The sequence below is a fragment of the Dryocola boscaweniae genome (assembly GCF_025215095.1).
Classification (GTDB): Bacteria; Pseudomonadota; Gammaproteobacteria; order Enterobacterales; family Enterobacteriaceae; genus Dryocola; species Dryocola boscaweniae.
Map to the genome: position 1 here is coordinate 220,690 of NZ_JALHAP010000078.1, position 21,685 is coordinate 242,374.

18 protein-coding genes and 1 riboswitch are annotated in these 21,685 nt (G+C 50.7%); of the genes, 5 read left to right on the plus strand and 13 right to left on the minus strand.

The features are described 5' to 3' along the window. Window positions 1–14: 14 nt before the first annotated feature. On the minus strand, window positions 15–2,048 hold the full coding sequence (gene metG / locus MUA00_RS12105) for a methionine--tRNA ligase (protein ID WP_271123288.1): 2,034 nt from the start codon (window positions 2,046–2,048) through the stop codon (window positions 15–17). A 159-nt stretch (window positions 2,049–2,207) separates the two neighbouring features. Between metG and apbC the strand changes: the two genes are divergently transcribed. Continuing rightward, window positions 2,208–3,320, plus strand: a complete 1,113-nt coding sequence (gene apbC / locus MUA00_RS12110; protein ID WP_271123289.1) for an iron-sulfur cluster carrier protein ApbC — start codon at window positions 2,208–2,210, stop codon at window positions 3,318–3,320. Between the two features lie 77 nt (window positions 3,321–3,397). On the opposite strand, the gene MUA00_RS12115 is transcribed toward apbC, so the two are convergent. Further along, a complete protein-coding gene (locus tag MUA00_RS12115; protein WP_271123290.1) occupies window positions 3,398–3,820 on the minus strand; it encodes a GNAT family N-acetyltransferase in 423 nt (140 codons plus the stop codon). 139 nt (window positions 3,821–3,959) lie between these two features. Between MUA00_RS12115 and MUA00_RS12120 the strand changes: the two genes are divergently transcribed. After that, window positions 3,960–4,424 (plus strand): YehS family protein, encoded by a 465-nt coding sequence (locus MUA00_RS12120; protein ID WP_271123291.1) that lies wholly within the window; start codon window positions 3,960–3,962, stop codon window positions 4,422–4,424. A 99-nt stretch (window positions 4,425–4,523) separates the two neighbouring features. On the opposite strand, the gene MUA00_RS12125 is transcribed toward MUA00_RS12120, so the two are convergent. The 4 genes from MUA00_RS12125 to MUA00_RS12140 form a co-directional block, all read right to left on the minus strand. Then, window positions 4,524–5,519 carry a TIGR04086 family membrane protein gene (locus MUA00_RS12125; RefSeq protein ID WP_271123292.1) on the minus strand — a complete coding sequence of 332 codons (996 nt, stop codon included), beginning with the start codon at window positions 5,517–5,519 and terminating at the stop codon, window positions 4,524–4,526. 177 nt (window positions 5,520–5,696) lie between these two features. Then, window positions 5,697–5,843 carry a hypothetical protein gene (locus MUA00_RS12130; RefSeq protein ID WP_271123293.1) on the minus strand — a complete coding sequence of 49 codons (147 nt, stop codon included), beginning with the start codon at window positions 5,841–5,843 and terminating at the stop codon, window positions 5,697–5,699. Between the two features lie 390 nt (window positions 5,844–6,233). After that, a complete protein-coding gene (locus MUA00_RS12135; RefSeq protein WP_271123294.1) occupies window positions 6,234–6,608 on the minus strand; it encodes a hypothetical protein in 375 nt (124 codons plus the stop codon). Between the two features lie 256 nt (window positions 6,609–6,864). After that, window positions 6,865–9,285 (minus strand): DUF3772 domain-containing protein, encoded by a 2,421-nt coding sequence (locus tag MUA00_RS12140; protein ID WP_271123295.1) that lies wholly within the window; start codon window positions 9,283–9,285, stop codon window positions 6,865–6,867. Between the two features lie 311 nt (window positions 9,286–9,596). Further along, window positions 9,597–9,693, plus strand: a riboswitch (TPP riboswitch). A 32-nt stretch (window positions 9,694–9,725) separates the two neighbouring features. Here MUA00_RS12140 and thiM point away from each other — a divergent pair. The 3 genes from thiM (at window position 9,726) to fbaB (ending at window position 12,577) form a co-directional block, all read left to right on the plus strand. Continuing rightward, entirely contained in the window at window positions 9,726–10,514 is a 789-nt protein-coding gene (gene thiM / locus MUA00_RS12145) for a hydroxyethylthiazole kinase (protein ID WP_271123296.1), read from the plus strand. A gap of 5 nt (window positions 10,515–10,519) precedes the next feature. Beyond that, window positions 10,520–11,320 (plus strand): bifunctional hydroxymethylpyrimidine kinase/phosphomethylpyrimidine kinase, encoded by an 801-nt coding sequence (gene thiD / locus MUA00_RS12150; protein ID WP_271123377.1) that lies wholly within the window; start codon window positions 10,520–10,522, stop codon window positions 11,318–11,320. 204 nt (window positions 11,321–11,524) lie between these two features. Beyond that, complete coding sequence (gene fbaB, locus MUA00_RS12155) at window positions 11,525–12,577, plus strand: class I fructose-bisphosphate aldolase (protein ID WP_271123297.1); 1,053 nt, start codon at window positions 11,525–11,527, stop codon at window positions 12,575–12,577. Window positions 12,578–12,620: 43 nt separating this feature from the next. Here fbaB and yegS read toward each other — a convergent pair whose 3' ends face one another. The 7 genes from yegS to MUA00_RS12190 all read right to left on the minus strand — a co-directional run bounded on the left by yegS (window position 12,621) and on the right by MUA00_RS12190 (window position 21,297). Next, on the minus strand, window positions 12,621–13,520 hold the full coding sequence (gene yegS / locus MUA00_RS12160; protein ID WP_271123298.1) for a lipid kinase YegS: 900 nt from the start codon (window positions 13,518–13,520) through the stop codon (window positions 12,621–12,623). A 253-nt stretch (window positions 13,521–13,773) separates the two neighbouring features. Next, the gene (gene trhP, locus MUA00_RS12165; protein WP_271123299.1) at window positions 13,774–15,135 is read right to left on the minus strand and encodes a prephenate-dependent tRNA uridine(34) hydroxylase TrhP; all 1,362 of its coding nucleotides are present in this window, start codon (window positions 15,133–15,135) and stop codon (window positions 13,774–13,776) included. 143 nt (window positions 15,136–15,278) lie between these two features. Then, complete coding sequence (locus MUA00_RS12170; RefSeq protein ID WP_271123300.1) at window positions 15,279–17,375, minus strand: peptidase domain-containing ABC transporter; 2,097 nt, start codon at window positions 17,373–17,375, stop codon at window positions 15,279–15,281. Next, on the minus strand, window positions 17,365–18,585 hold the full coding sequence (locus tag MUA00_RS12175; protein WP_271123301.1) for an HlyD family secretion protein: 1,221 nt from the start codon (window positions 18,583–18,585) through the stop codon (window positions 17,365–17,367). The genes MUA00_RS12170 and MUA00_RS12175 overlap by 11 nt, the downstream gene beginning before the upstream one ends. Before the next feature lie 59 nt (window positions 18,586–18,644). Beyond that, a complete protein-coding gene (locus MUA00_RS12180; protein WP_271123302.1) occupies window positions 18,645–19,694 on the minus strand; it encodes a glycosyltransferase family 2 protein in 1,050 nt (349 codons plus the stop codon). Then, entirely contained in the window at window positions 19,682–21,046 is a 1,365-nt protein-coding gene (locus MUA00_RS12185; protein ID WP_271123303.1) for a TcdA/TcdB catalytic glycosyltransferase domain-containing protein, read from the minus strand. The genes MUA00_RS12180 and MUA00_RS12185 overlap by 13 nt, the downstream gene beginning before the upstream one ends. Continuing rightward, complete coding sequence (locus MUA00_RS12190; RefSeq protein WP_271123304.1) at window positions 21,043–21,297, minus strand: hypothetical protein; 255 nt, start codon at window positions 21,295–21,297, stop codon at window positions 21,043–21,045. The genes MUA00_RS12185 and MUA00_RS12190 overlap by 4 nt, the downstream gene beginning before the upstream one ends. Between the last annotated feature and the right edge of the window lie 388 nt (window positions 21,298–21,685).

A 21,685-nucleotide genomic window follows, 5' to 3' on the forward strand; every position in this document is an offset into this window, starting at 1 on the left:
CGGGGTCTTTTTTGTTACTTAACAGCCATACCAGGCTGCGCGCCGCTGTCCGGGCTTAACAGGAAAATATCTTTTCCGCCAGGACCTGCCGCCATCACCATGCCTTCAGAAATGCCGAAGCGCATTTTTCGCGGCGCCAGATTGGCCACCATTACCGTCAGGCGGCCTTCCAGCTTCTGCGGTTCCGGGTAAGCGGAGCGGATGCCGGAGAACACGTTGCGTTTCTCGCCGCCGAGATCCAGCGTCAGGCGCAGCAGTTTGTCCGAGCCTTCCACAAACTCCGCTTTTTCGATCAGCGCAATGCGCAGGTCCACTTTCGCAAAATCATCAAAGGCGATGGTTTCGCCAATCGGGTCGTCCGCCAGCGGGCCGGTTGCCGGTGCGGCTGCGGCTTTCACTTCTTCTTTTGATGCTTCAACCAGCGCGTCAACCTGCTTCATCTCGATGCGGTTATACAGCGCTTTAAAGTTGTTCACCTTGTGGTTCAGCAGCGGTTGCTGAATGGCATCCCAGGTCAGTTCGCAGTTCAGGAAGGCTTCGGCGCGTTCGGCAAGCGTTGGCAGAACCGGCGTGAGCCAGGTCATCAGCACGCGGAACATGTTGATGCCCATAGTGCAGATGGATTGCAGGTCCGCATCGCGGCCTTCCTGTTTCGCCACCACCCATGGAGCCTGCTCGTCAACGTAGCGGTTCGCCACGTCGGCAAGCGCCATGATTTCGCGCACCGCGCGGCCAAACTCGCGGCTTTCCCAGGCTTCGCCAATGCTTGCTGCGGCATCGGTGAAGGTTTTGTACAGCGTCGGGTCGGCGATGTCAGCAGACAGTTGGCCGTCGAAGCGCTTGGCGATAAAGCCCGCGTTGCGGGAGGCCAGGTTGACGACTTTGTTGACGATATCGCTATTCACACGCTGCACGAAGTCTTCCAGGTTCAGGTCGATATCATCGATGCGCGAAGACAGCTTCGCGGTGTAGTAATAGCGCAGGCTGTCGGCGTCAAAATGGTTCAGCCAGGTGCTGGCCTTGATGAAAGTGCCGCGAGACTTGGACATCTTCGCGCCGTTTACCGTCACATAGCCGTGCACGAACAGGTTGGTTGGCTTGCGGAAACCGCTGCCTTCCAGCATTGCCGGCCAGAACAGGCTGTGGAAGTAAACGATATCTTTGCCGATGAAGTGGTACAGCTCGGCGGTGGAATCTTTCTTCCAGTATTCGTCGAAGCTTTCCGCGTCGCCGCGTTTGTCGCACAGGTTTTTGAACGAACCCATGTAACCGATTGGCGCATCCAGCCAGACGTAGAAGTATTTGCCCGGCGCGTCTGGAATTTCGAAGCCAAAGTAGGGGGCGTCGCGGGAGATATCCCACTGTTGCAGGCCTGATTCGAACCACTCCTGCATCTTATTCGCTACCTGCTCCTGCAGCGCACCGCTGCGGGTCCAGGCCTGCAGCATTTCGCTAAACGACGGCAGGTCGAAGAAGAAGTGTTCGGAATCGCGCATTTCAGGCGTCGCGCCGGAAACCACGGATTTCGGGTCGATAAGCTCGGTTGGGCTGTAGGTTGCGCCGCATACTTCGCAGTTATCGCCGTATTGATCCGGCGACTTACATTTCGGGCAGGTGCCTTTTACGAAACGGTCCGGCAGGAACATGCCTTTTTCCGGATCGTAAAGCTGGGAAATGGTGCGGTTTTTAATAAAACCGTTCTCTTTCAGACGACCATAAATCACCGACGCAAGCTCACGGTTTTCATCGCTGTGCGTGGAGTGATAGTTGTCATAGCTGATATTAAAGCCAGCGAAATCAGTCTGATGCTCCTGGCTCATTTCGCCAATCATCTGTTCCGGGGTGATGCCCAACTGCTGAGCTTTCAGCATGATAGGCGTGCCGTGCGCGTCGTCCGCGCAGATGAAGTTGACCGTGTTGCCGCGCATTCGTTGGTAACGGACCCAGACGTCAGCCTGAATGTGCTCCAGCATGTGACCGAGGTGGATTGAGCCGTTAGCGTACGGAAGTGCGCACGTTACCAATAATTTTTTCGCGACATGAGCCATAGTAGGAATTGCATCTTCTAAAGAGAAAAGGGCTTTGATGTTAACCGAAAGCCCGCCCTGCGGTAAACCACACAAGGTGCACAAGGAAATTTTATCGCCCCTTACGGCATCTGGTATGCTTAACAAACTGCAATGTACGCCAAAACATAAGGAGTCGGGATGAACTCTCAATCCCAGGCAAGTAAATCCCCCGAGCAATTGCGCGCAATGGTCGCCGGGACGCTGGCCAATTTTCAGCACCCAACCTTGAAGCACAATCTCACCGCGCTTAAAGCCCTGCATCATGTCGCCATGCTTGACGATACGCTGCACGTTGAGCTGTTAATGCCGTTTGTGTGGAAAAGCGGTTTTGAAGCGCTGCAGGAGCAGTGCAGCTCAGATTTGCTGCGCATCACCGGCGCGAAAGCCGTGGACTGGAAACTCAGCCATAACATCGCCACTATGAAGCGCGTGAAAAACCATCCCGGTATTAACGGCGTGAAAAATATTATCGCCGTAAGCTCGGGCAAAGGCGGGGTCGGTAAGTCGAGCACCGCGGTTAACCTGGCGCTGGCGCTGTCGGCCGAAGGGGCGAAAGTCGGGATTCTGGATGCGGATATCTATGGTCCGTCGATTCCAGCCATGCTCGGCGCCGAGCACGAACGTCCAACCTCTCCGGATGGCACGCACATGACGCCAATTTCAGCGCATGGTCTTGCGACCAACTCCATCGGTTATCTGGTCACGGATGAAAACGCCATGGTGTGGCGTGGTCCAATGGCGAGCAAAGCACTGATGCAGATGCTGCAAGAAACGATGTGGCCGGATCTGGATTATCTGGTGCTGGATATGCCGCCGGGCACCGGCGATATTCAGCTCACCCTTGCGCAAAACATCCCGGTAACGGGGGCGGTGGTCGTTACCACGCCGCAGGACATCGCGCTAATTGACGCCCGCAAAGGCATTGTGATGTTCGAAAAAGTCGATGTGCCGGTGCTGGGTATCGTTGAGAATATGAGCATGCATATCTGCAGCAACTGCGGACATCATGAGCCAATCTTCGGCACCGGCGGTGCGCAGAAGCTGGCGGATCAGTATCACGTTGCTCTGTTAGGGCAGATGCCGCTGCATATCACGCTGCGTGAAGACCTGGATACCGGTAAACCAACGGTAATCAGCCGGCCGGATAGCGAGTTCACCGCTATTTATCGCCAGCTTGCAGGACGCGTAGCGGCTCAGATTTACTGGCAGGGCGAAGTCATTCCGGCGGATATTGCTTTCAGAGCCGTTTAACCTTCCTTTGGCGGATGGCGCTTGCGCTTATCCGCCCTATAAATTGTAGTGCAGGGTGGGAAAGCGCCATCCACTCTTCAAACCACAAAGTGCATTAAGAAATATTCCCCGTCCGGCCCTTCACCACGGGCTTCAATTCGCCAGCCGTGTCGTTGATAAAACTCCACCGCGTGCAGATTCTTCACCAGGCATTTCAACGCGCCCGTGCTGCTAAATTCCGACTGCACTTTTTCCAGTAGGGCATGACCTACGCCGCGTCCATTTTGCCCTGGTGCTACGAACAGGTTGTGCAAAAAATTGTCATTCACCCATACAGAAGCAAAACCCAGCCGGTGTCCGTCTTCTTCCGCTACCCAGATTTGCTCATCTTTGGTCGCTTCATCGAAGTCCTCCAGGCGCCAGGCGCTACCGTCCAGCCACGGCCAGGCTTCACGTCGGGTATGCAGATACAATGTTCTCAAAAATGGACGATCGCTTTCAGTCCAGGCTCGAATCAACACGACATATTCCTTCAGATTTTATTGAAACAAACACATTGCAGGAGGCGCAGGGGTTAAAAGCGGTGTAGTTTTTATTACAATATCCCTGCTTCTCTATATACTGCCCGCTTTTCGAGAGTTTGAACGAGAGATACTCACCATGATGAATAACGACGTATTACGCAGCGTGCGCTACATGCTGAACCTGAACAATAATGACATGGTGAAAATTTTCGCCCTGACAGATACCGCGGTTACCGCCGAGCAAATCGTCACCTGGACCAAAAAGGAAGACGAAGAGAATTTTAAGCTCTGCCCGGATATCCTGATGGCAAACTTCTTAAACGGCCTGATTTACTTCCGTCGTGGCAAAGACGAAAGCAAACCCGCGCCAAAAATCGAACGCAAGATGACCAATAACATCATTCTGAAAAAGCTGCGTATTGCCTTCGATCTCAAAAGCGATGACGTGCTGGAAATCCTGACTTCGCAGGAGTTCCGGATTTCCATGCCGGAAATTACCGCCATGATGCGTGCGCCGGAGCATAAGAATTTTCGCGAATGCGGCGATCAGTTCCTGCGTTATTTCCTGCGTGGCTTAACTGCGCGAGTGCAGAAGAAGTAAATTATTGCCGGCAGCTATCCCGCCTGGAAATGAAAATAGCAGGGCGGGTAAGCAAAACGCTACCCGCCCTTAGAAACCAGCCTTACCTCAGATTTATTGCTATAAAGGACGGTCGGAAGCAACCACAACCTCTGGCTGTGAACGGCGACCAAGCATCCCCATCGCACCGGCAAGAATAACTTCAATAATAAGCATGAAGAAGGTGAACCAGCTTGCTTTCGCTGTGGCAGCGGCGGCCTTATCTGCTGCTTCTCGAGCTTTTTGCTCGGCCTCTTTCTTCAGCTCCTCGTATTTAGCCCGGGCAGCCTGATAATTTTTCTCAGTCTGATTGACTATCTGCTCGGCTTCGGCATCCGTTTTACCTGTTCTGGCGACAATAATGTTTTTCAGCGCCTCGCGATCGGCTGCCTGGAAGGTCGCTTCATTTCTGTCAGCCAGACCTTTAATAAAGCTTGTGATATCGCCGCCCTGATTTACCTGATTCTGCGCCTGATTTCCTTCGCTTTGCGCCTGGTTTTGTAAGGCTTCCGGCTGCAGCTCCGGCTTGCCCGTTTGCCGTAACGTTGTTTCAAGCTCGTTTTGCAGGCTATCAAGGTTAATATTGTTTTCTGCAAGCTTATCTTTTGCCATCTCTGTCACCGAGGGGGCGACGGCAGAAATTCCGCTGCCCAGGGTTTGCAGACCCGCACCAGCGATATTTGCCGCTCCACTCATAGCGGTGTTAGCCAGCGAAACCAGGAACCATGTACAAATCAAGGTATTAACGCCAAACATCAAAACGCCATGCAACGCACCTTCACGATGAGCCAGCCGCCCGCTGATAAATCCCCCGGCAGCAATAGCAATCAACATACTTAATCCGGTCCAGATGGCAGCACCTGTACCAATGCCGTCGAGAGGGTTTTGCTCTTTTAACGGATCTATTGTGGTTGTACCAATTGCCGTACCCAGAATCGCGAGCAGCAAATAAACCACCATGGAAACCACCACGCCGGCAAAAATAGCGCTCCAGGAAATACGTTTTAGCGGAAAATAATTACGCCTGGCATAGGCAAGGTCATAATCTCTGTTATCAGGATTGTGATGATCTATCATGACAGATCTCCCTATTTTCAGCATTGAAAGTGAGGATGGGAAAGACGGTGTAATATTAAACGCTAGTCCTTAATTTAAATTCTTTGAAGGACGGGTTTAGCAAATTAATACTGAAAGCCGCCGGAGAATTGTTCAATTTTCAAAAGAGCATTTCTCCCTTGCGGCTTATCAAATTAACTATAACGGCCTTGCAGGATCGCCGGGCTCAATAATTTCGTCTGGGTCTTCAGGATCGAAATCATCCGGCAACGGTTCTTCGTCAGGGACACGAGGAACGGGTTCATCATCAGGAAGCGGATCAACGAAATCAGGGCGTTCGGACATAAAAACCTCCAACAAAAACCTGCGTTAATATAGCTAAGCAAAACTCATTTCTGGTTTTGTTTAGGTTTCTTATCGTCGTTTTTAGGTGTTTTTTCCGGCTTCTTCGGCTGATCTTTCGAGACCTGCAAAATAAAGTTTGTCATCATTAACTCCACCAGGTTAAGTAGCATTTTGCTACGTTAGAAGTATAGTTATTTACCCTGTTTACCGCGAGCGAAGCGGTATATCTTACTGTTGAGTTTCAATGCGCTGTATTTAAAAAATAGTTTTAACTCGATGAAAAATTTCATTAAGTAGCAAATAAAATCCTCAGAATATATCCGTTTCGCTGGCTTAATTAACTATTTTCTGTTCATGAAATACTTAAAATCGGTCCTCCGTGACCGTTTTTTACTGGCAGGCTTTCGCTTCAGCAGAGGTCAGGTCAGCGCGCGAGCAATCCAGTTCGCGGCCGGAAGGACCCTGCATCGCTTTTTTATCTTCCGGCAGGATTTCACCGTGGGCACGATTCTTACCGTTCCAGCTTACTGAGGCGCTGCCGTCCGGATTAACAGAAATAGACAACACAACGCCCTGACCGCGTGCTTCATAGAAGTTGTCACTCACCTTCTTAAGATTCATCTCTTTGCCGTTCAGGTAAACCGGGCCGTCCTCATCAATATGCACATCCCCGGGATGTCCTTTACCGTTAAACAGCGGTAACGCTGCGCTGGCAGAAAAAGTGATAAAACCCAGTACTAACGCCATCATTTTCAATTTGTTCATTATTACTTCTCTTGTTAAATAATAAATATTCTCATCATTACATGTCAGAAATATACACAATGTAATATTTGCGGAGAGAGATAATGTTGCCGAACTGGCGATGCGATGTTGACTTAAATCAAACTGGTGAATGTGTCTGGTGAGGAAGATTCTTAATAATTATGACTAAAAATTAACGGCTTTCAGTTGATTTTTTTATGATTACGTTCGAAAGGAAAGGCGGGTCACGTACGCCATATCGCCGTGACCCGAACTGTTATTCCGCCGTTGACAGCTTGTTTGCAGGCTGTTCGAGAATCATGGTTTGCGTCTGGCTGAGGCTGATATTCGCAGCGCGCAGCATTTTGAGAATTTCATACAGCAGATCGCTGCGCGTTGAGCTGACCATGCGCGGGCTGTTCACGTAGCCGGTCACGCTCAGTACAATCCCGGTAGGCCCCAGTTCTTTAAAGCTCACCGACGGCGGCGGGTTTTCCAGAATGGATTCATGCAGGGTATAGGCTTCGAGCAGTAAATTGCGCACCTGTTCCGGGTCGATATCCAGCGGGAAAGTGAGCGAAATAGTGGCTACGCCTTGCGCATTGCCCATCGTGGCGTTACGTACGTTCTGGGAGATGAGCTGCGAATTCGGCACGATTACCGTGGATTTATCCCCAAGCTGGATTTCGGTGGCGCGCACGTTGATGCGACGAATATCACCCTCCACACCGCTGATGCTGACCAAATCGCCCACTTTTACCGGCCGTTCGGTGAGCAAAATAAGACCGGAGATAAAGTTCTTCACTATCTCCTGCAAACCAAAACCAATACCTACCGACAGGGCGCTGACAATCCATGCCAGCTTGTTCCACTCGATGCCCAGCATCGAGAGCGTCAGCATGATGATGAGCACGTAGCCTACGTTGGTGAACAGCGTCACCAGCGAAGCGCGAAGCCCTCTGTCCATCATGGTTTTCGGCAGGAAATCGTTATCCAGCCAGCGTCGCGTGGAACGCAGAACATACCAGCCAATCACCAGGCACAGCAGGGCATTTACCGCGTGCGCCGGGATAATGCTCATCCCTTCAAGGCCTTTACCGCCCCAGATATCCACGATTTTGCCAAGCAGTTCCAGCGGCGTGGTGGTCCCGAATGTGCCGTTAAGCAGCGCAACGGCGGCCATCAACAGCAGGGATGTTTTGCCTACTGCGGAAAACAAGGTGGCGGCGAGCGACAGATGACGATCGTTAACGCTCAGCGTGCTTTTAAGGATTTTGCCGCTGTGGGTGGTTGGCGAAAACACGCTCTCGCACAAATCCACCACGAAGTGAATAAGCAGATACAAACAGCTAACCACCAGACCAATCCATAACAGCTCGAAGGTCACAAAACGCGCCAGCGGGATATAGCCGATCAACAGCGCCAGAAGGATAACGAAGGCCGTCAGGCTAATAATCAGATGGATAATGCCTGCAAGCGTGGAGCGAGCTTCGGTTTGCTCGCCTTCCGCGCGCATTTTACGGCGCATACGGTTAACGCGAATGGGGGCGACGAGGCAGTTTATGGCGACCAGCAGCGCCGATAAGCCATTGCCGAACAGCGTCGCGTCAATGCTTGCCCCAACCAGCGCGTTCAACTGTTCGATGGTGCCGAAAATAAAGATAAACGTCGCCAGCAGGATGGGGAACGAGGCCAGCGTTTTGGCCAGCGGATCGGCAATGCCCGGCAAACGCCAGGTCGGGTGGCGATTGGACAGTAAGGCAATACCCAGACCGGCAATGATTGCCGAGAAATAGGTAAGCTCAACAAGCTGCCCGGCAAATTCAAGCACCTGTTCAGAGGTGTCCGGCAGGCGTGTAAAAATATAGCAAAGGAGCTGCATGCTGATGCCCAGCGTCAGCATGGTGCTCAGGGTGGTGAAACAGGCAAGGAAGCTGCGACGAAAACGTCCCTGCGGCAGCCAGCGCGGCAGGATCCAGTTAATCGGCGCGTCCAGCGCTCTGCGTCCGAACAGGCCAATGCCCAGCGCCAACAGCAGATAGAAGCCGGTGCCGAAACGCCACTCATCTTCCCATGCCTGCTGCCAGGCATCGCTGACCTGCGAGTCAAATTCGCTAAAACGATTGGCGTCTTTATCACTTGGGTCAAGCAGCGGCGTCCAGAATTTCTCACTTAAAATGCTGCCGGTATTCAGGGCTATCTGCGTTTTAAGCGCGTCGCGACGCAGGCCGGAGATTTGTGACGACAGGTTTTGCGCGCCCACGGCGATGGCTTTGGTTTGCTCAATTTGCGCGGTGAGAAGCGTTTTGCTGTTGTTTAGCTGTTTACGCTGGCTGATGACCTGCGGGGTTTCCGTCAGCGTACCCGGCGCTGGCGCCGGGCCCAGAACATCCAGTTGGGCCTGAACCTGAGTCAACTGCGGGGCAAGCGCCACGGCCAGCTTATCGGCATCGCTAACGAGCTTCTGCGCGTCGTCATTCAGGGCGGTGAACTGCTTATCGGCCTTCGCGGTAGAAACCCGCTGCTTTAAGGAATCCAGACGTTTTTGCAACGCAGGCAACTCGGTGCTGGCATTGACTTTTACCGGCTGTTCAACGCCGGTTTGCCCGGTGCTTTCATCCGCCTGAGAAAGGAACGGCGTGAGCATCAAACAGGACAATAATGCCAGTAACAACGGCACTCTTAACATTTTTTGCATAGAAGGATGTACCCGGGGATTCGAAAAACAACTATTTGTAAGCAACCGGCTAAGGATACCTATTATTCACAGGAAGAATAGTTCTGTTTGTCTGACTCAATCCGTTGCCCGATCTCCTGAATCATTACCGCAGGAGATTGGGTCTGGTTTATCAGCAAGTCTGTTGGGCTATTCTCCGCAGATACTTACGCAGTTCCGGCTTTAGACAAGCGATACATGTTACAAACAGCGCGCTAAAAGCGCATTTACAAGACTTCTCGTGGGTATTATCCTGCTCGACGATTAAAGGGGCGTTAAGCGCAACTTTTGATTCAAATGACTCGGGGTGCCCTTCTTTGTGAAGGCTGAGAAATACCCGTACCACCTGATCTGGATAATGCCAGCGTAGGGAAGTCAGATGCCTGTCCGCATCCCTTCTTCACGCCGGACAGGAGCCTGTTATGCAACCTGACCTGCTACCCGGCCATCGCGCCGCGTCTGTTTTACACAATCTGCGCCTTTCTTCTCCTCTGGTTCACTGCATGACGAACGATGTGGTGCAAAATTTTACCGCTAACGTTCTGCTCGCCATCGGTGCGTCGCCAGCTATGGTGATTGAAGCTGAAGAGGCCGCGCAGTTTAGCCCCGTGGCCGACTCACTGCTTATTAATATCGGTACGCTCACGGCAGAACGCAGCCGCGCAATGCTTGCCGCTATCCATGCGGCCAATGATTCCTCCACGCCGTGGGTGCTCGATCCCGTGGCCGTTGGCGGGCTTTCGTTCCGTACGCAGTTCGCCCGTGACATTCTCTCTTTACGTCCTGCCGCTATTCGTGGCAACGCGTCTGAAATTCTCGTGCTTGCCGGAGATGCTGCGGGAGGGCGAGGGGTGGATAGCACTTCCGATTCTTCCAGCGCATTACCGGCAGCGCTGCATCTTGCACAGCTAACCGGCGCGATTGTGGCGGTTACCGGCGAGCTTGATTACGTTACAGATGGCGTTAATTCATGGGCGGTTGCGGGCGGAGACATATTGATGACTCGCGTAGTAGGCACAGGATGCGCGCTTTCCGCCGTCGTCGCGGCTTGCTGTTCGCTGTCGGGTTCCCGGCTGGATAACGTTGCCGCCGCCTGTCGTTTTATGAAGTTTGCGGGCAGACGAGCAATTGCCGCCGGTCGTGGCCCCGGCAGTTTTAGCCCGGCGTTTCTGGATGCGCTTTATCTTCTTAACGAGGAGGCGCTGGCATGAAAGGCATGAAGCGAATTAATGCGTTAACCATTGCCGGCACCGATCCAAGCGGGGGCGCGGGTATCCAGGCCGATCTGAAAACTTTTTCGGCGTTAGGCGCTTACGGCACCAGCGTGATCACCGCGCTGGTGGCGCAAAACACGCGTGGCGTGCAGTCGGTTTATCGCATCGAACCAGGTTTTGTCGCAGCCCAGCTTGACTCGGTACTGAGCGATGTGCGTATCGATACCACCAAAATCGGCATGCTGGCCGAAACGGATATTGTTGAGGCGGTGGCCGAACGCCTTGCTTATTACAAAGCGCAAAACGTAGTACTGGACACGGTGATGCTGGCGAAAAGCGGCGATCCGCTGCTTGCCCCTTCTGCGGTGGAAAGCCTGCGCCGTCGTTTATTACCGCAGGTAGCGCTGATCACGCCAAATCTGCCTGAAGCGGCTGCGCTGCTCGATGCGCCGCACGCCCGTAATGAACGAGAAATGAAAGAGCAAGGCGATGCGCTACTGGGCATGGGTTGCCAGGCCGTACTGATGAAAGGCGGGCATCTTGATGATGCCGAAAGTCCTGACTGGCTATTTACCCATCAGGGCGCGCAGCGTTTTACCGCGCCGCGTGTACAAACACGGAATACTCACGGCACGGGTTGCACACTTTCTGCGGCGCTTGCCGCCCTTCGCCCACGCTACAGCGACTGGCCGCAAACTATCCTGGCGGCGAAAAAATGGCTGTCTCAGGCGCTGGAACAGGCTGATTCGCTGGAAGTGGGGCGGGGGATTGGTCCGGTGCATCATTTTCATGAATGGTGGTGATACGGCAAGCAACCCGTTAACACAGGTTTTGTACGTTGTGGCCGCCCGGCGTTACAAAACAGAACAGGCTGAAAGTGCTCCCCGGGGTGGCGAAGGCTGCGAGTAGGAACCAGGATTATCTCGGTCCCTGGCACGCCAGGTGCTACGGGCCGGGAATTTCATCCTCTGCGGGCAGGCTGCCTGCGGACCTTACGGGAGCATATTATGACTGATATTGCGCAGTTGCTTGGCAAAGACGCCGACGGCTTATTACAGCATCGTTGTATGACTATTCCGGCGGACCAGCTATACCTGCCTGGTTCGGATTATGTGGATCGGGTGATGATAGACAACAACCGCCCGCCTGCGGTGCTGCGAAATATGCAGACGCTTTACAACACAGGGCGTCTGGCGGGTACGGGGTACCTTTCTATTTTGCCGGTTGACCAGGGCGTCGAGCACTCAGCGGGTGCGTCTTTTGCGGCGAATCCTCTCTATTTCGATCCAAAAAACATTGTTGAGCTGGCCATTGAAGCGGGCTGTAACTGCGTGGCATCCACCTATGGCATGCTTGCATCGGTATCTCGCCGTTACGCTCACCGTATTCCCTTCCTCGTTAAGCTTAACCATAACGAAACGCTGAGCTATCCAAATACTTTCGATCAAACGCTGTACGCAAGCGTTGAACAGGCGTTCAATATGGGCGCTGTGGCGGTGGGGGCAACGATTTACTTCGGCTCGCCTGAATCGCGGCGACAAATTGAAGAAATCTCCATTGCGTTTGAACGTGCCCATGAGCTTGGCATGGTCACCGTGCTGTGGGCGTATTTACGTAACCCGGACTTCAAAAAAGATGGAGTGGATTACCACGTCAGCGCCGACCTTACCGGGCAGGCGAACCATCTTGCTGCCACTATTGGCGCGGATATCGTTAAGCAGAAAATGGCCGAAAATAACGGCGGCTACAAAGCGGTTAACTTTGGCTACACTGACGACCGTGTGTATACCAAACTGACCAGCGATAACCCAATCGATCTGGTGCGTTATCAACTGGCCAACTGCTATATGGGCCGCGCCGGATTGATCAACTCCGGGGGCGCGGCGGGCGGAGAAACCGACCTTACGGATGCCGTGCGTACCGCCGTCATCAACAAACGCGCGGGCGGTATGGGGCTGATTCTGGGCCGCAAGGCATTCAAAAAGTCCATGTCCGAAGGCGTGAAGCTGATTAACGCCGTGCAGGATGTTTACCTGGATACTAAGGTGAGCATCGCGTAATAGTACGTACACCCTATGGCTTTTTCTCGGCTGATGTTTGCCGCTAACCCAGTAACGGGCAGTTTGGCGGTAAACGGCAGCTCAGAGCATTTGGGTGAACGTCGATGCGAAACTCTCGCCCCTTCAGCGGCTCGCCGTCGAGATTAAATGTGATTTCGTGCGGCGCGCTGATTTCAAACCACGAGGATTGCCCGTCGATAATATTCGGGCTTTCCTCCGGGCGGGTAATCGTCGTTAATAACGCCGGCAGCAGCTCTTCGCCGGTAAAAATACGCAGATCCAGCAGGCCATCATTAATAAGCGCCTGCGGGCAAAGCTGTTGGCCGCCGCCGGCCTGGCGTCCGTTGCCGATCCCTATCGCCAGCGCATCGCCTTCCCAGGAAAAATTCTCTCCGCGGATTTCGCAGCGGTCGGGTTTTAGCGTGTCCATACGCAGCAAGCCGTGAATAAAATAAGAAACGCCGCCAAGCGCGGCTTTCAGTCTTTCCGGCGTTTCGGTGGTGATACGCGTGCCAAATCCGCCCGTCGCCATATTGATAAAGAAGGCCGTTTTATTAACCTCAACCAGGTCGATATCAAAAGCGCGACCTACCATTGCCAGTTGCAGGGCTTTATCCAGCTCAACGGGAATGCCGATGCTGGTGGCAAAATCATTTGCTGTTCCCAGCGGTAAAATACCCAGCACCGGGCGGCGAGCCGGATCGCGTTGTGCAAGCGCAGTCGCCACTTCATTGATGGTGCCGTCTCCTCCGCCCGCAACTACCGTTTCCACGCCAAGCTCAATGGCTTCATCCACATAACGTGCGGCATCGCCCTGTTCCCAGGTGACGCGAATATGCAGCGTGTAGCCTTCTTCGCGCATTACGCCGATCGCGCTACGCAATTCTGGAAGATTGGCGCCCTTGCCGTTGAGGATCACAAGCGTTATCGGAAACTTCTCCATGGTTTACCTCAGGAAGATCAAAGATGAAGAAAGTGTATCGCATGAAAGGCGCGGGAGGGTAAGAACGCACCGAATTAGCGACAAAAAAGAAGGCCTGCGCGAGGGAGATCGAGCAGGCCAAGGAGGTGGTTCCTGGTACAACTAGCATTTATGGGTTATGTTTTTCAGCCCGGCGATAATAACCAACTCAAGCCGAACGGTGTGTGATCGATTTCTAAGAATTATCCCACTATGAAAAAATAATCCAAATGAACTAGTTACCGTGCGGATTGCGGGTGGTCTGACCTGCCAGATTACGCATTAACAGCGCATAATCCAGCGATACATCCTGCGGCACAGGCAACCATACGGTGTGGCCGTCCCCTGGCGCCACGTCAATCGGCTGGGCTTTTGCGTTTTCTAATACTTCCAGCGTGAAAGTCACGTTGCCCTGCGGGGTCATTAACTCAAGGCTGTCGCCGAGCAGGAATTTGTTTTTCACCGCAACCGCCGCCAGATCGCCCCGGCGTTCGCCGGTGAATTCGCCGACAAACTGCTGGCGCTCGGAAATGGAATGGCCGTATTCGTAATTCTGATGACTTTCATGCGTGTGGCGACGCAGGAAGCCTTCGGTATAGCCGCGGTGCGCCAGCCCTTCTAAAGTTTGCAGAAGCGTTGGGTCGAAAGGTTTACCTGCCGCTGCGTCATCAATTGCGCGGCGATAAACCTGGGCGGTACGCGCGCAGTAGTAATAGGATTTGGTGCGGCCTTCGATTTTTAAGGAGTGCACGCCCATTTTCGTCAGGCGTTCCACGTGTTCGATAGCACGCAGATCCTTAGAGTTCATGATATAGGTGCCGTGCTCGTCTTCAAACGCGGTCATATACTCGCCTGGGCGTTTTGCTTCTTCCATCATGAAGACTTTATCGGTTGGCGCGCCTATGCCCAGCGTGGGTTCGATATTTTGCACCGGGATAGGCTCGTGAACATGGACGATATTGCCCACCTCATCTTCTTTGCCTTCTTCCACTTTGTATTCCCAACGGCAGGCGTTGGTGCAGGTTCCCTGATTAGGATCGCGCTTGTTGATATACCCTGAAAGCAGGCAGCGGCCGGAATAAGCCATGCACAGCGCACCGTGAACGAAGATTTCAAGCTCCATTTCTGGCACCTGTTCACGAATTTCTGCTATTTCATCTAAGGACAGTTCGCGCGAGAGAATGACGCGGGTAAGGCCCATCTGTTTCCAGAATTTCACCGTTGCCCAGTTAACGGCGTTTGCCTGCACGGACAGATGGATATCCATCTGCGGGAAAGCTTCGCGTACCAGCATAATCAAACCCGGATCGGACATGATCAGCGCGTCCGGACCCATCTCGACCACGGGTTTCAAATCGCGGATAAAAGTTTTCAGCTTGGCGTTGTGCGGGGCGATGTTAACCACGACGTAGAATTTTTTACCCAGCTCGTGGGCTTCGTTGATGCCGAGCTGCAGATTTTCGTGGTTGAACTCGTTGTTACGCACGCGCAGGCTGTACCGCGGCTGGCCTGCGTAAACGGCATCTGCGCCATAGGCAAAAGCGTAACGCATATTTTTCAGCGTTCCCGCTGGCGATAAAAGCTCTGGTTTAAACATGATGTTCCCGGTCTGATGTCAGGTCAGAACCGCTTCACCTGATGAAGCGGTGATAGCAAAGTTTTGGGATTACCCCAATTTTAGGGCGGGAATTGTAGCGCTTATTGTTGCCAGAAACCACCTCATGTACAGGGCGATTATACTCATAGCCTAATCACCCGATGGGCTGAGGCGATGGTGGAAGGACGATAGGCAACAAGAACTCGCGTCATACCGAGATTTGCAATGGCCTGATTGATTAGATGTTCATTTTCTTCATCCAGATGGCTGGTGGCCTCATCCATAAACAGAATACCGGGGCGGCTGTAGAGCGCACGAGCAATAAACAAACGCTGTTTTTGTCCGCCGGACAGGCCCTCACCTAACTCACCGACCAGCGTGTCATAACCCATTGGCAATGCTGAAATATCGTCATGGATATTGCTGAGCTTTGCGCATTCGATGAGCCAGTGTTCGTCAATCTCCTGACGGAAGCCTGAGATATTGCTGCGCAGCGAGCCGGACAACAATTTGTCATCCTGAAGAATGCTCGCAATGGCGCAGCGATAATTGTTTATACCTGCCTGATGAGCATCCCGACCGTCGACGATAATCCTGCCGCTCTCAGGTGCCGTCAGGCCACAAAGCAGCCTCATTAGCGTGCTTTTTCCGCATCCGGAAGGGCCGACAATCGCTACGCTTTCACCGGCGTTAATAGATAAATCCAGCTCGTTTATCACCAACGGGGCGTATTTGTCATAGCGAAAAGTTAACTTCCTCGTTGTAAGACTCAGCGCCTTTCCCGCCGGGAAAAGCTTGCGGGCGGGTGTTGCAGGCTCTGTGGACGACAAGGCGATGTCCGCTACCCGTTCATTGTGTAAAGAAAGCATGCGCAGATTCAGCAAAGTATCGGTGAAGGCAAGAGCGCGATCGGAAAACAGGGCGCGGAAAGTTCCAAAGGCTATCCAGGCTCCCAGCGTCATCTGATTGTCTAAAACGCGCGTGACGCCAAGCCAGAGGATTATAATGTACTCGCAGGTGCCAATCAGTGTCCCCAGCAGGGTAAAAGTCATGTCAAACTTTGCCAGCATGATGGAGGAGTTGGTCGTGTTGACGTTCAAATTCATCATATTGCGGCATCGTTTCTCTTCCAGCCCCTGAGAACGAACAGTGGCAATACTAAATAGCGTCTCGGTCAGATACGAATTTGCGCTGGCATCTTTGACTAACAGCTCTTCCGACATTTGCCGGTAAACCGGCCACGTCATTAAGCGGATAAGAATATAAATCAGCGTAAAGGCTACGGCGATGAAGCTTAAGGTGCCGCCATAAAAAAATAAAAGCGCCAGCGAGCCGCTGACGATAAGAAAACTCACTATCCCGCCGGTAATTTCGGTAATAAAGGTGTCGCGAATGGTATCGATGGAAAAATAACGTGACTGGATGTCGCCAAGCTTGCGTTTTTCAAACCAGGCTAACGGCAGGCCCACCAGATGGCGAAAAAGTCCGTCTTTCCACTGCAAATCCGTTGTGGCATTGATAGTGATAATCGCCCAGTGGCGCCATAAGCTGATGCCGGTTTGCAGCAGGGTCATCAGCATCAGTCCAAGACAGATAACCGTCAGCAGGCTGCGATCGTTTTCAGGTATCACATGGTCCATGATGAGCTGGGTGCCAATGGGAAGCAGCAGACTAATAAACTCAATCATCAGAGACAGGAGAAAAAGCTTGCTCAGTACGCTTTTTAACCTGCTGATATTACGTAACAGATCGAGCGTTTTCATCTTTGGCTTCTCAACCCTGCGGGTAAATTCCACGCCGGGCCACAGCTCAAAGGCAACGCCGGTAAAAGATTTTGAAAACGCCTCGGGCTTCATAACCTTTAGCCCGGCGGCGGGATCGTGCAGGGTAATTTTATTGCCTTTAACCCGGGTGAGTACCACAAAATGGTTGAATTCCCAGTGCAGGATGCACGGCAGCGAAAGCTTATGCAGCTCGTCGGGTTCAACAAAAAGCGCTCTGGAAGCCATTCCCAGCTCCCCGGAAATTTGCGCAAGCGTATCAAGCGTGCAGCCATGTAGAGAAATACCGTGTTCCTGGCGCAGGGACAGGATATTTGTCTGTTTGCCATGCCATGAGGCTACCATCGCCAGACAGGCCAGCCCGCATTCGCTCGACTCGCTTTGCAATATCACCGGCACTTTTCGGCGCAGCCTTAGATTCAGCCCCTGAATGCCTGAAAAAGGAGGTTTATTTTCCATCTACTGGCCCTGAAGTATCGTTTTTGATGCGCGAAAGCGGAGAAAGCACCCATTCGATAAGGCTTCTCTTTTCCAGAAATAAAACGCCGCTCGCGCGCATCCCGTTTTGCGGCAGAAAAGTCTTATCGCGATAATGAAAAAGCGTGTTTTGCGGTTTTACGATGAGCTTGAACCAGGTCTCAGAGGGATCGGCCATTTTTTCTTTGGCGGAAGGCCAGGTCGCCATTTCCTGTACCGGCACAGGAAGTTCGGAGATTGACTGGATGGTGCTAAAAAACTGGCCAAACTTTTCAGCAGGAAAGGCCGCGTAGCGAACGTTCACGGTATCCCCCGGCGCAATATAAGGAACGGCATAGGCGGGAACCCAGAGCACTAACGTGTAGTGGCTGACATTTCCCGGGATGATTTGCGCCAGGCAGTCGCCGTTCCTGATAGTTTGGCCAACAATAACGCCCGTTGTTTCAATTTTGCCCTCCACGGGCGAGGTAACAACCACTGTGCCATCAGCTTCGGCACTCGCCCGCTGGCTTAATAATTCGCCTCTTTGAATTTCAAGCTCAAAAAGCTGGTTATCAAAGTCTGTTGCCTGCGTTTGCAACGTGCTGGTCAGCAGCATGTTTTGCAGCGTATTTTGCTCATGCTGAGTGCTGATGTTTAACAGGTTAATTTGCTGCTGATGATGAAGTGAGACCTGGTTCGTCAGCTGATCTTTGGTTATCAACCCTCTTCGCAGGTGGCTTTGGTAGCTTTCCATATTCTGCCGGGTGTTTTTGAGTCCGGCGCGGGCGCTGGCTAATATTTTTTGCGAATGCTCCAGCGCGGATTCATAGCTCGCTTTTTGTTTCCTCAACGTTGCGAGAGCGATCGCCTTATTTTGTTTCACGCGTAAAATGATGCTGTCTAGTGCTGCAATCCGTTTTTGAATATTTTCTTTTTGGATAGTACTAAACGCACCCGTGGCGATAGTGCGATCGATATTGATTTCATAAAGCGGTGTGCCCTTTTTGACGACCTCTCCGGGTAGAACAAAACTGCGTTCAATAATGCCCTGCCAGCTGGAATATAACGTGACGGCGCGTGGCGCTGAAACCAGTTCACCGCTAACCACCACCCGGCGATGCCAGGAGCCAAAAATAAGAAACGCCACCAGCAGGGCGAAAAAGGTAAAAGTAATAATGGCAAGCAGCCAAGCGGGAAACCCGCTGCGCATAACGGCTTTACCGTGCCATGACGTTATGCGATGTTCTAACGCTTCTTTTCTGAATGTCATCATGGGGCGGGGTCACTCTTGGTTTCATTTTTTTCCATATATAATGCCAATTCATCCAATACATTCTGAAAACTGTCGATGTTTAATTTCTCTGTCAGATATTCATCTGTATGTAAGGATTCGATTCCCCGTAAAAGATTGGCGCTTTCCTGAACTGCTGTCAGGAACAGATTTTGAGCTCTCAGGTAATTAGTTAACAGATAAAGCAGGCAGGTGTCTTTATCTTTATAGTATTCATAAAGCGCTTTAGCCTGCTGCCAGGCCTGCTGGAAGTTACGTTTCTCTAGCAAAGAAATAATTAACTTTGATTTAATATTATATGCATAAACTTCCCAGTCATCATCATAAGGCAAAGGAAGTGCCCCAAAATGCTGTAGAATTTTCTCATGTTCAGGATCTTCGGGCTTTAAGTAACGTAAAGAAAAATATTTCCACCTTAAACCATCAGGTTCTAATATGATTTGCTCGTCGAGTAACTTTTTGTTCCTCGTATGTTTACTTTTTTCTTCATAAGCGTTGTTAACGTATCCATAATGAAGGATTTTAATAATTGGTAGGAAAATAATTTTGCTGGCTTCTTCATCGAGATATTCATGCACCTTGCCATGATAGCGCAGTGAGGGACGTTTTCTGAATATTCTCGCATTATTGATAAGTTGGCTACCGTTGAGATTATCAATTAGTGGTGCGTAGAGTGCGTCTCTGTCTTCCTGGATAATTTTTTGTATTGTATCGCGAAAAATGGTTCTTGTTTCCTCTGCGATGTATTCATCCGCATCTATCACCAGACACCATGTGCAACTGGCCAAAGAAATGGCATAGTTGCGCATTTCTGAAAAATCGTTATTCCAGGGACGAGAATAAAGTTTAGCCCTGCTCGGATGCTGTGATATTAATTTAATTGTATTATCAGTAGAGCCGGTATCAACGATGATTATTTCATCAACCAGATCCTTTAGGGAATCGAGAGTAGATGTAATAGTTTTTTCCTCATTGAAACAAATGATTACTGCACTGATTCTGTTGTTCTCGAAAGTCATTTCATCCATGTTGACACTAAACCTTCTGGTGTATGGAGCGTATGGCCGAAAAAAGCGATGCCGTAGAGATCGTTTTGCATAAAGATAGACAGAAAGTAGGGTGGGATATCTTCGTTAAGTTTAAGAAGTTGATAGCCCAATCCTAATAATACTTCGACAATGACGCCTGGACCGGTTAAAGCCAAAGTTACTTCTCCAGTGCTGGCAATGGCTTCATAACGATAGGTTAATAAACGAGCCAGATAATGATGAGTAGTGTGTGCACGGATACAGGTAAAAATGGCATTGTTTTTTTCCAGAAAACGGTAGCGCTTTTTTATTGTACGTAACACTATAGATAAGGTTTTGGAGTGTGGAAATGCACCGATGACATTATTAAAATAAACACCAGAAAGCGAAGGGACTGCGCTTTGCAAAATTAAATTTTTATAGCAGAGTACTTTTCCCAACGCGGGTAAATCTGTAATGCTGAGTTTTTTTACATCTTCCCTGATGCTACAATTAATTATGTGTCTTATAGGCAAAGGAATATCAGATGGCTTATTGAGATAGGTGCTGATATTAATTTCACATTCGTGGCCTGGACTTAATTTTTGCAGGGTAGCTTCTGCCATTGCAGCCGTAATATATTCATTATGGCTGGTAATGTATTTTCTAAGAACCATTTTTGTTTTTGCGAAGCAAGAATCTATTGCAGGCAATGTGTCAACATCAATATAGATACCGCCGTAATGGTAAAGTATCAGCAGTCTGGCAATATCGCTGGCACAGGCAAAGTTACCTCGGATAATAATCTCATAGTAATAGTACTTCTTTAGCTCGGCAAATTTTTCTGAAAATACATGTGAGATGCTTTTTAGATTTATCCGATCGGTAAGTTTAGCTAATATAGTAGATGCAGTCTGCGAATATTGCGGCAGTTCAACATTTATACTTTCTAAAAATTGCATAGCCAGCACATTAAAAGTATGGTTTTTATCTAGTCTGGGATAAATATAGTGAAATGCTTCGTTTTGCAGAGTAATGAGTTTTTGGTTCGAATCTTGCGGTGCTACTACTTTTGCATGTTGCGCAAGTAATATATGAAAACGATGACAAAGCATGCAATCTTCATCGAGCCAAAGATTAATTATTTTGTCATTGTTTACTTGTTGCCAAATATTAATATATTCTAAATTCAAAGCTTGTAAGTCGCCAATCCAGACAAAGTGAAGAATGTCTGGCAGAGTCTTTTTTAAAGACATCAGCGTTTGAATAACCTCTGGTTCTCCATTATAAGACGATTCTATATCACTGTCTTTTGCCTGGTTTTGCCAGGCCTCTTTCAACATATGTCGTAAAAGCGATAATGGACTTTTCATGAAAAATAGATCGCGCTGAAAATGGCTGCTGGTATACAGTAATCTTTGGTATATTCTTCTAGCGCGGCGGTATTGGCCTTAAAATGTTCCAGCATAATATCTATTGCTGCTGCTTCGTCCTGTGCTTTTGTTTCAAAAGGCATTTTTTGGAAACCTTCAGATTTTAATTGCTCTTTAAGCGCAGCAGATAGATCTTTTTTTTCATAGACGTTAACGGCGATATCGTTTGAATAGAAGATATAATTTTTCATAATAGATTCCTTTTCATTGTTAAACCGAACAGGATAATTCCTGTCCGGTGAGACTAAAGAAAAAATTAACGATTAGAACCTACTTCTCTTCTTCCGCCGGTACAGCCACGAGAACCAGCGCTTGATGTGCCTGGGTTATTTGAGAAGTAACCTCCAGCCAGCACTCCACTTCCTGGTTTACCTTTGCTGTTAGTAATCTGCGGAGCTCGGTTTCCCGCGTTTCCGCCCGCAGAACCAGAACCACCTGAAGAACAGTTCCCTGACGAGCTTGACGGGCCGCGGCCACACTGATCTGCAAAACCGCCAGCGATAGTATGGTACTGACTTGTTGATATCTCTTTCATTCATCTCTCCTTAATTTAAGTAGGACTTCCTGACAGTGCCGTAT

Excerpts from the sequence above, each read along its gene's own strand:
- metG (WP_271123288.1), bottom strand. The coding sequence starts at position 2,048 with ATGGCTCATGTCGCGAAAAAATTATTGGTAACGTGCGCACTTCCGTAC.
- apbC (WP_271123289.1), top strand. The coding sequence starts at position 2,208 with ATGAACTCTCAATCCCAGGCAAGTAAATCCCCCGAGCAATTGCGCGCA.
- MUA00_RS12120 (WP_271123291.1), top strand. The coding sequence starts at position 3,960 with ATGATGAATAACGACGTATTACGCAGCGTGCGCTACATGCTGAACCTG.
- MUA00_RS12125 (WP_271123292.1), bottom strand. The coding sequence starts at position 5,519 with ATGATAGATCATCACAATCCTGATAACAGAGATTATGACCTTGCCTAT.
- MUA00_RS12130 (WP_271123293.1), bottom strand. The coding sequence starts at position 5,843 with ATGTCCGAACGCCCTGATTTCGTTGATCCGCTTCCTGATGATGAACCC.
- MUA00_RS12135 (WP_271123294.1), bottom strand. The coding sequence starts at position 6,608 with ATGAACAAATTGAAAATGATGGCGTTAGTACTGGGTTTTATCACTTTT.
- MUA00_RS12140 (WP_271123295.1), bottom strand. The coding sequence starts at position 9,285 with ATGCAAAAAATGTTAAGAGTGCCGTTGTTACTGGCATTATTGTCCTGT.
- thiM (WP_271123296.1), top strand. The coding sequence starts at position 9,726 with ATGCAACCTGACCTGCTACCCGGCCATCGCGCCGCGTCTGTTTTACAC.
- thiD (WP_271123377.1), top strand. The coding sequence starts at position 10,520 with ATGAAGCGAATTAATGCGTTAACCATTGCCGGCACCGATCCAAGCGGG.
- fbaB (WP_271123297.1), top strand. The coding sequence starts at position 11,525 with ATGACTGATATTGCGCAGTTGCTTGGCAAAGACGCCGACGGCTTATTA.
- yegS (WP_271123298.1), bottom strand. The coding sequence starts at position 13,520 with ATGGAGAAGTTTCCGATAACGCTTGTGATCCTCAACGGCAAGGGCGCC.
- trhP (WP_271123299.1), bottom strand. The coding sequence starts at position 15,135 with ATGTTTAAACCAGAGCTTTTATCGCCAGCGGGAACGCTGAAAAATATG.
- MUA00_RS12170 (WP_271123300.1), bottom strand. The coding sequence starts at position 17,375 with ATGGAAAATAAACCTCCTTTTTCAGGCATTCAGGGGCTGAATCTAAGG.
- MUA00_RS12175 (WP_271123301.1), bottom strand. The coding sequence starts at position 18,585 with ATGCGCAGCGGGTTTCCCGCTTGGCTGCTTGCCATTATTACTTTTACC.
- MUA00_RS12180 (WP_271123302.1), bottom strand. The coding sequence starts at position 19,694 with ATGGATGAAATGACTTTCGAGAACAACAGAATCAGTGCAGTAATCATT.
- MUA00_RS12185 (WP_271123303.1), bottom strand. The coding sequence starts at position 21,046 with ATGAAAAGTCCATTATCGCTTTTACGACATATGTTGAAAGAGGCCTGG.
- MUA00_RS12190 (WP_271123304.1), bottom strand. The coding sequence starts at position 21,297 with ATGAAAAATTATATCTTCTATTCAAACGATATCGCCGTTAACGTCTAT.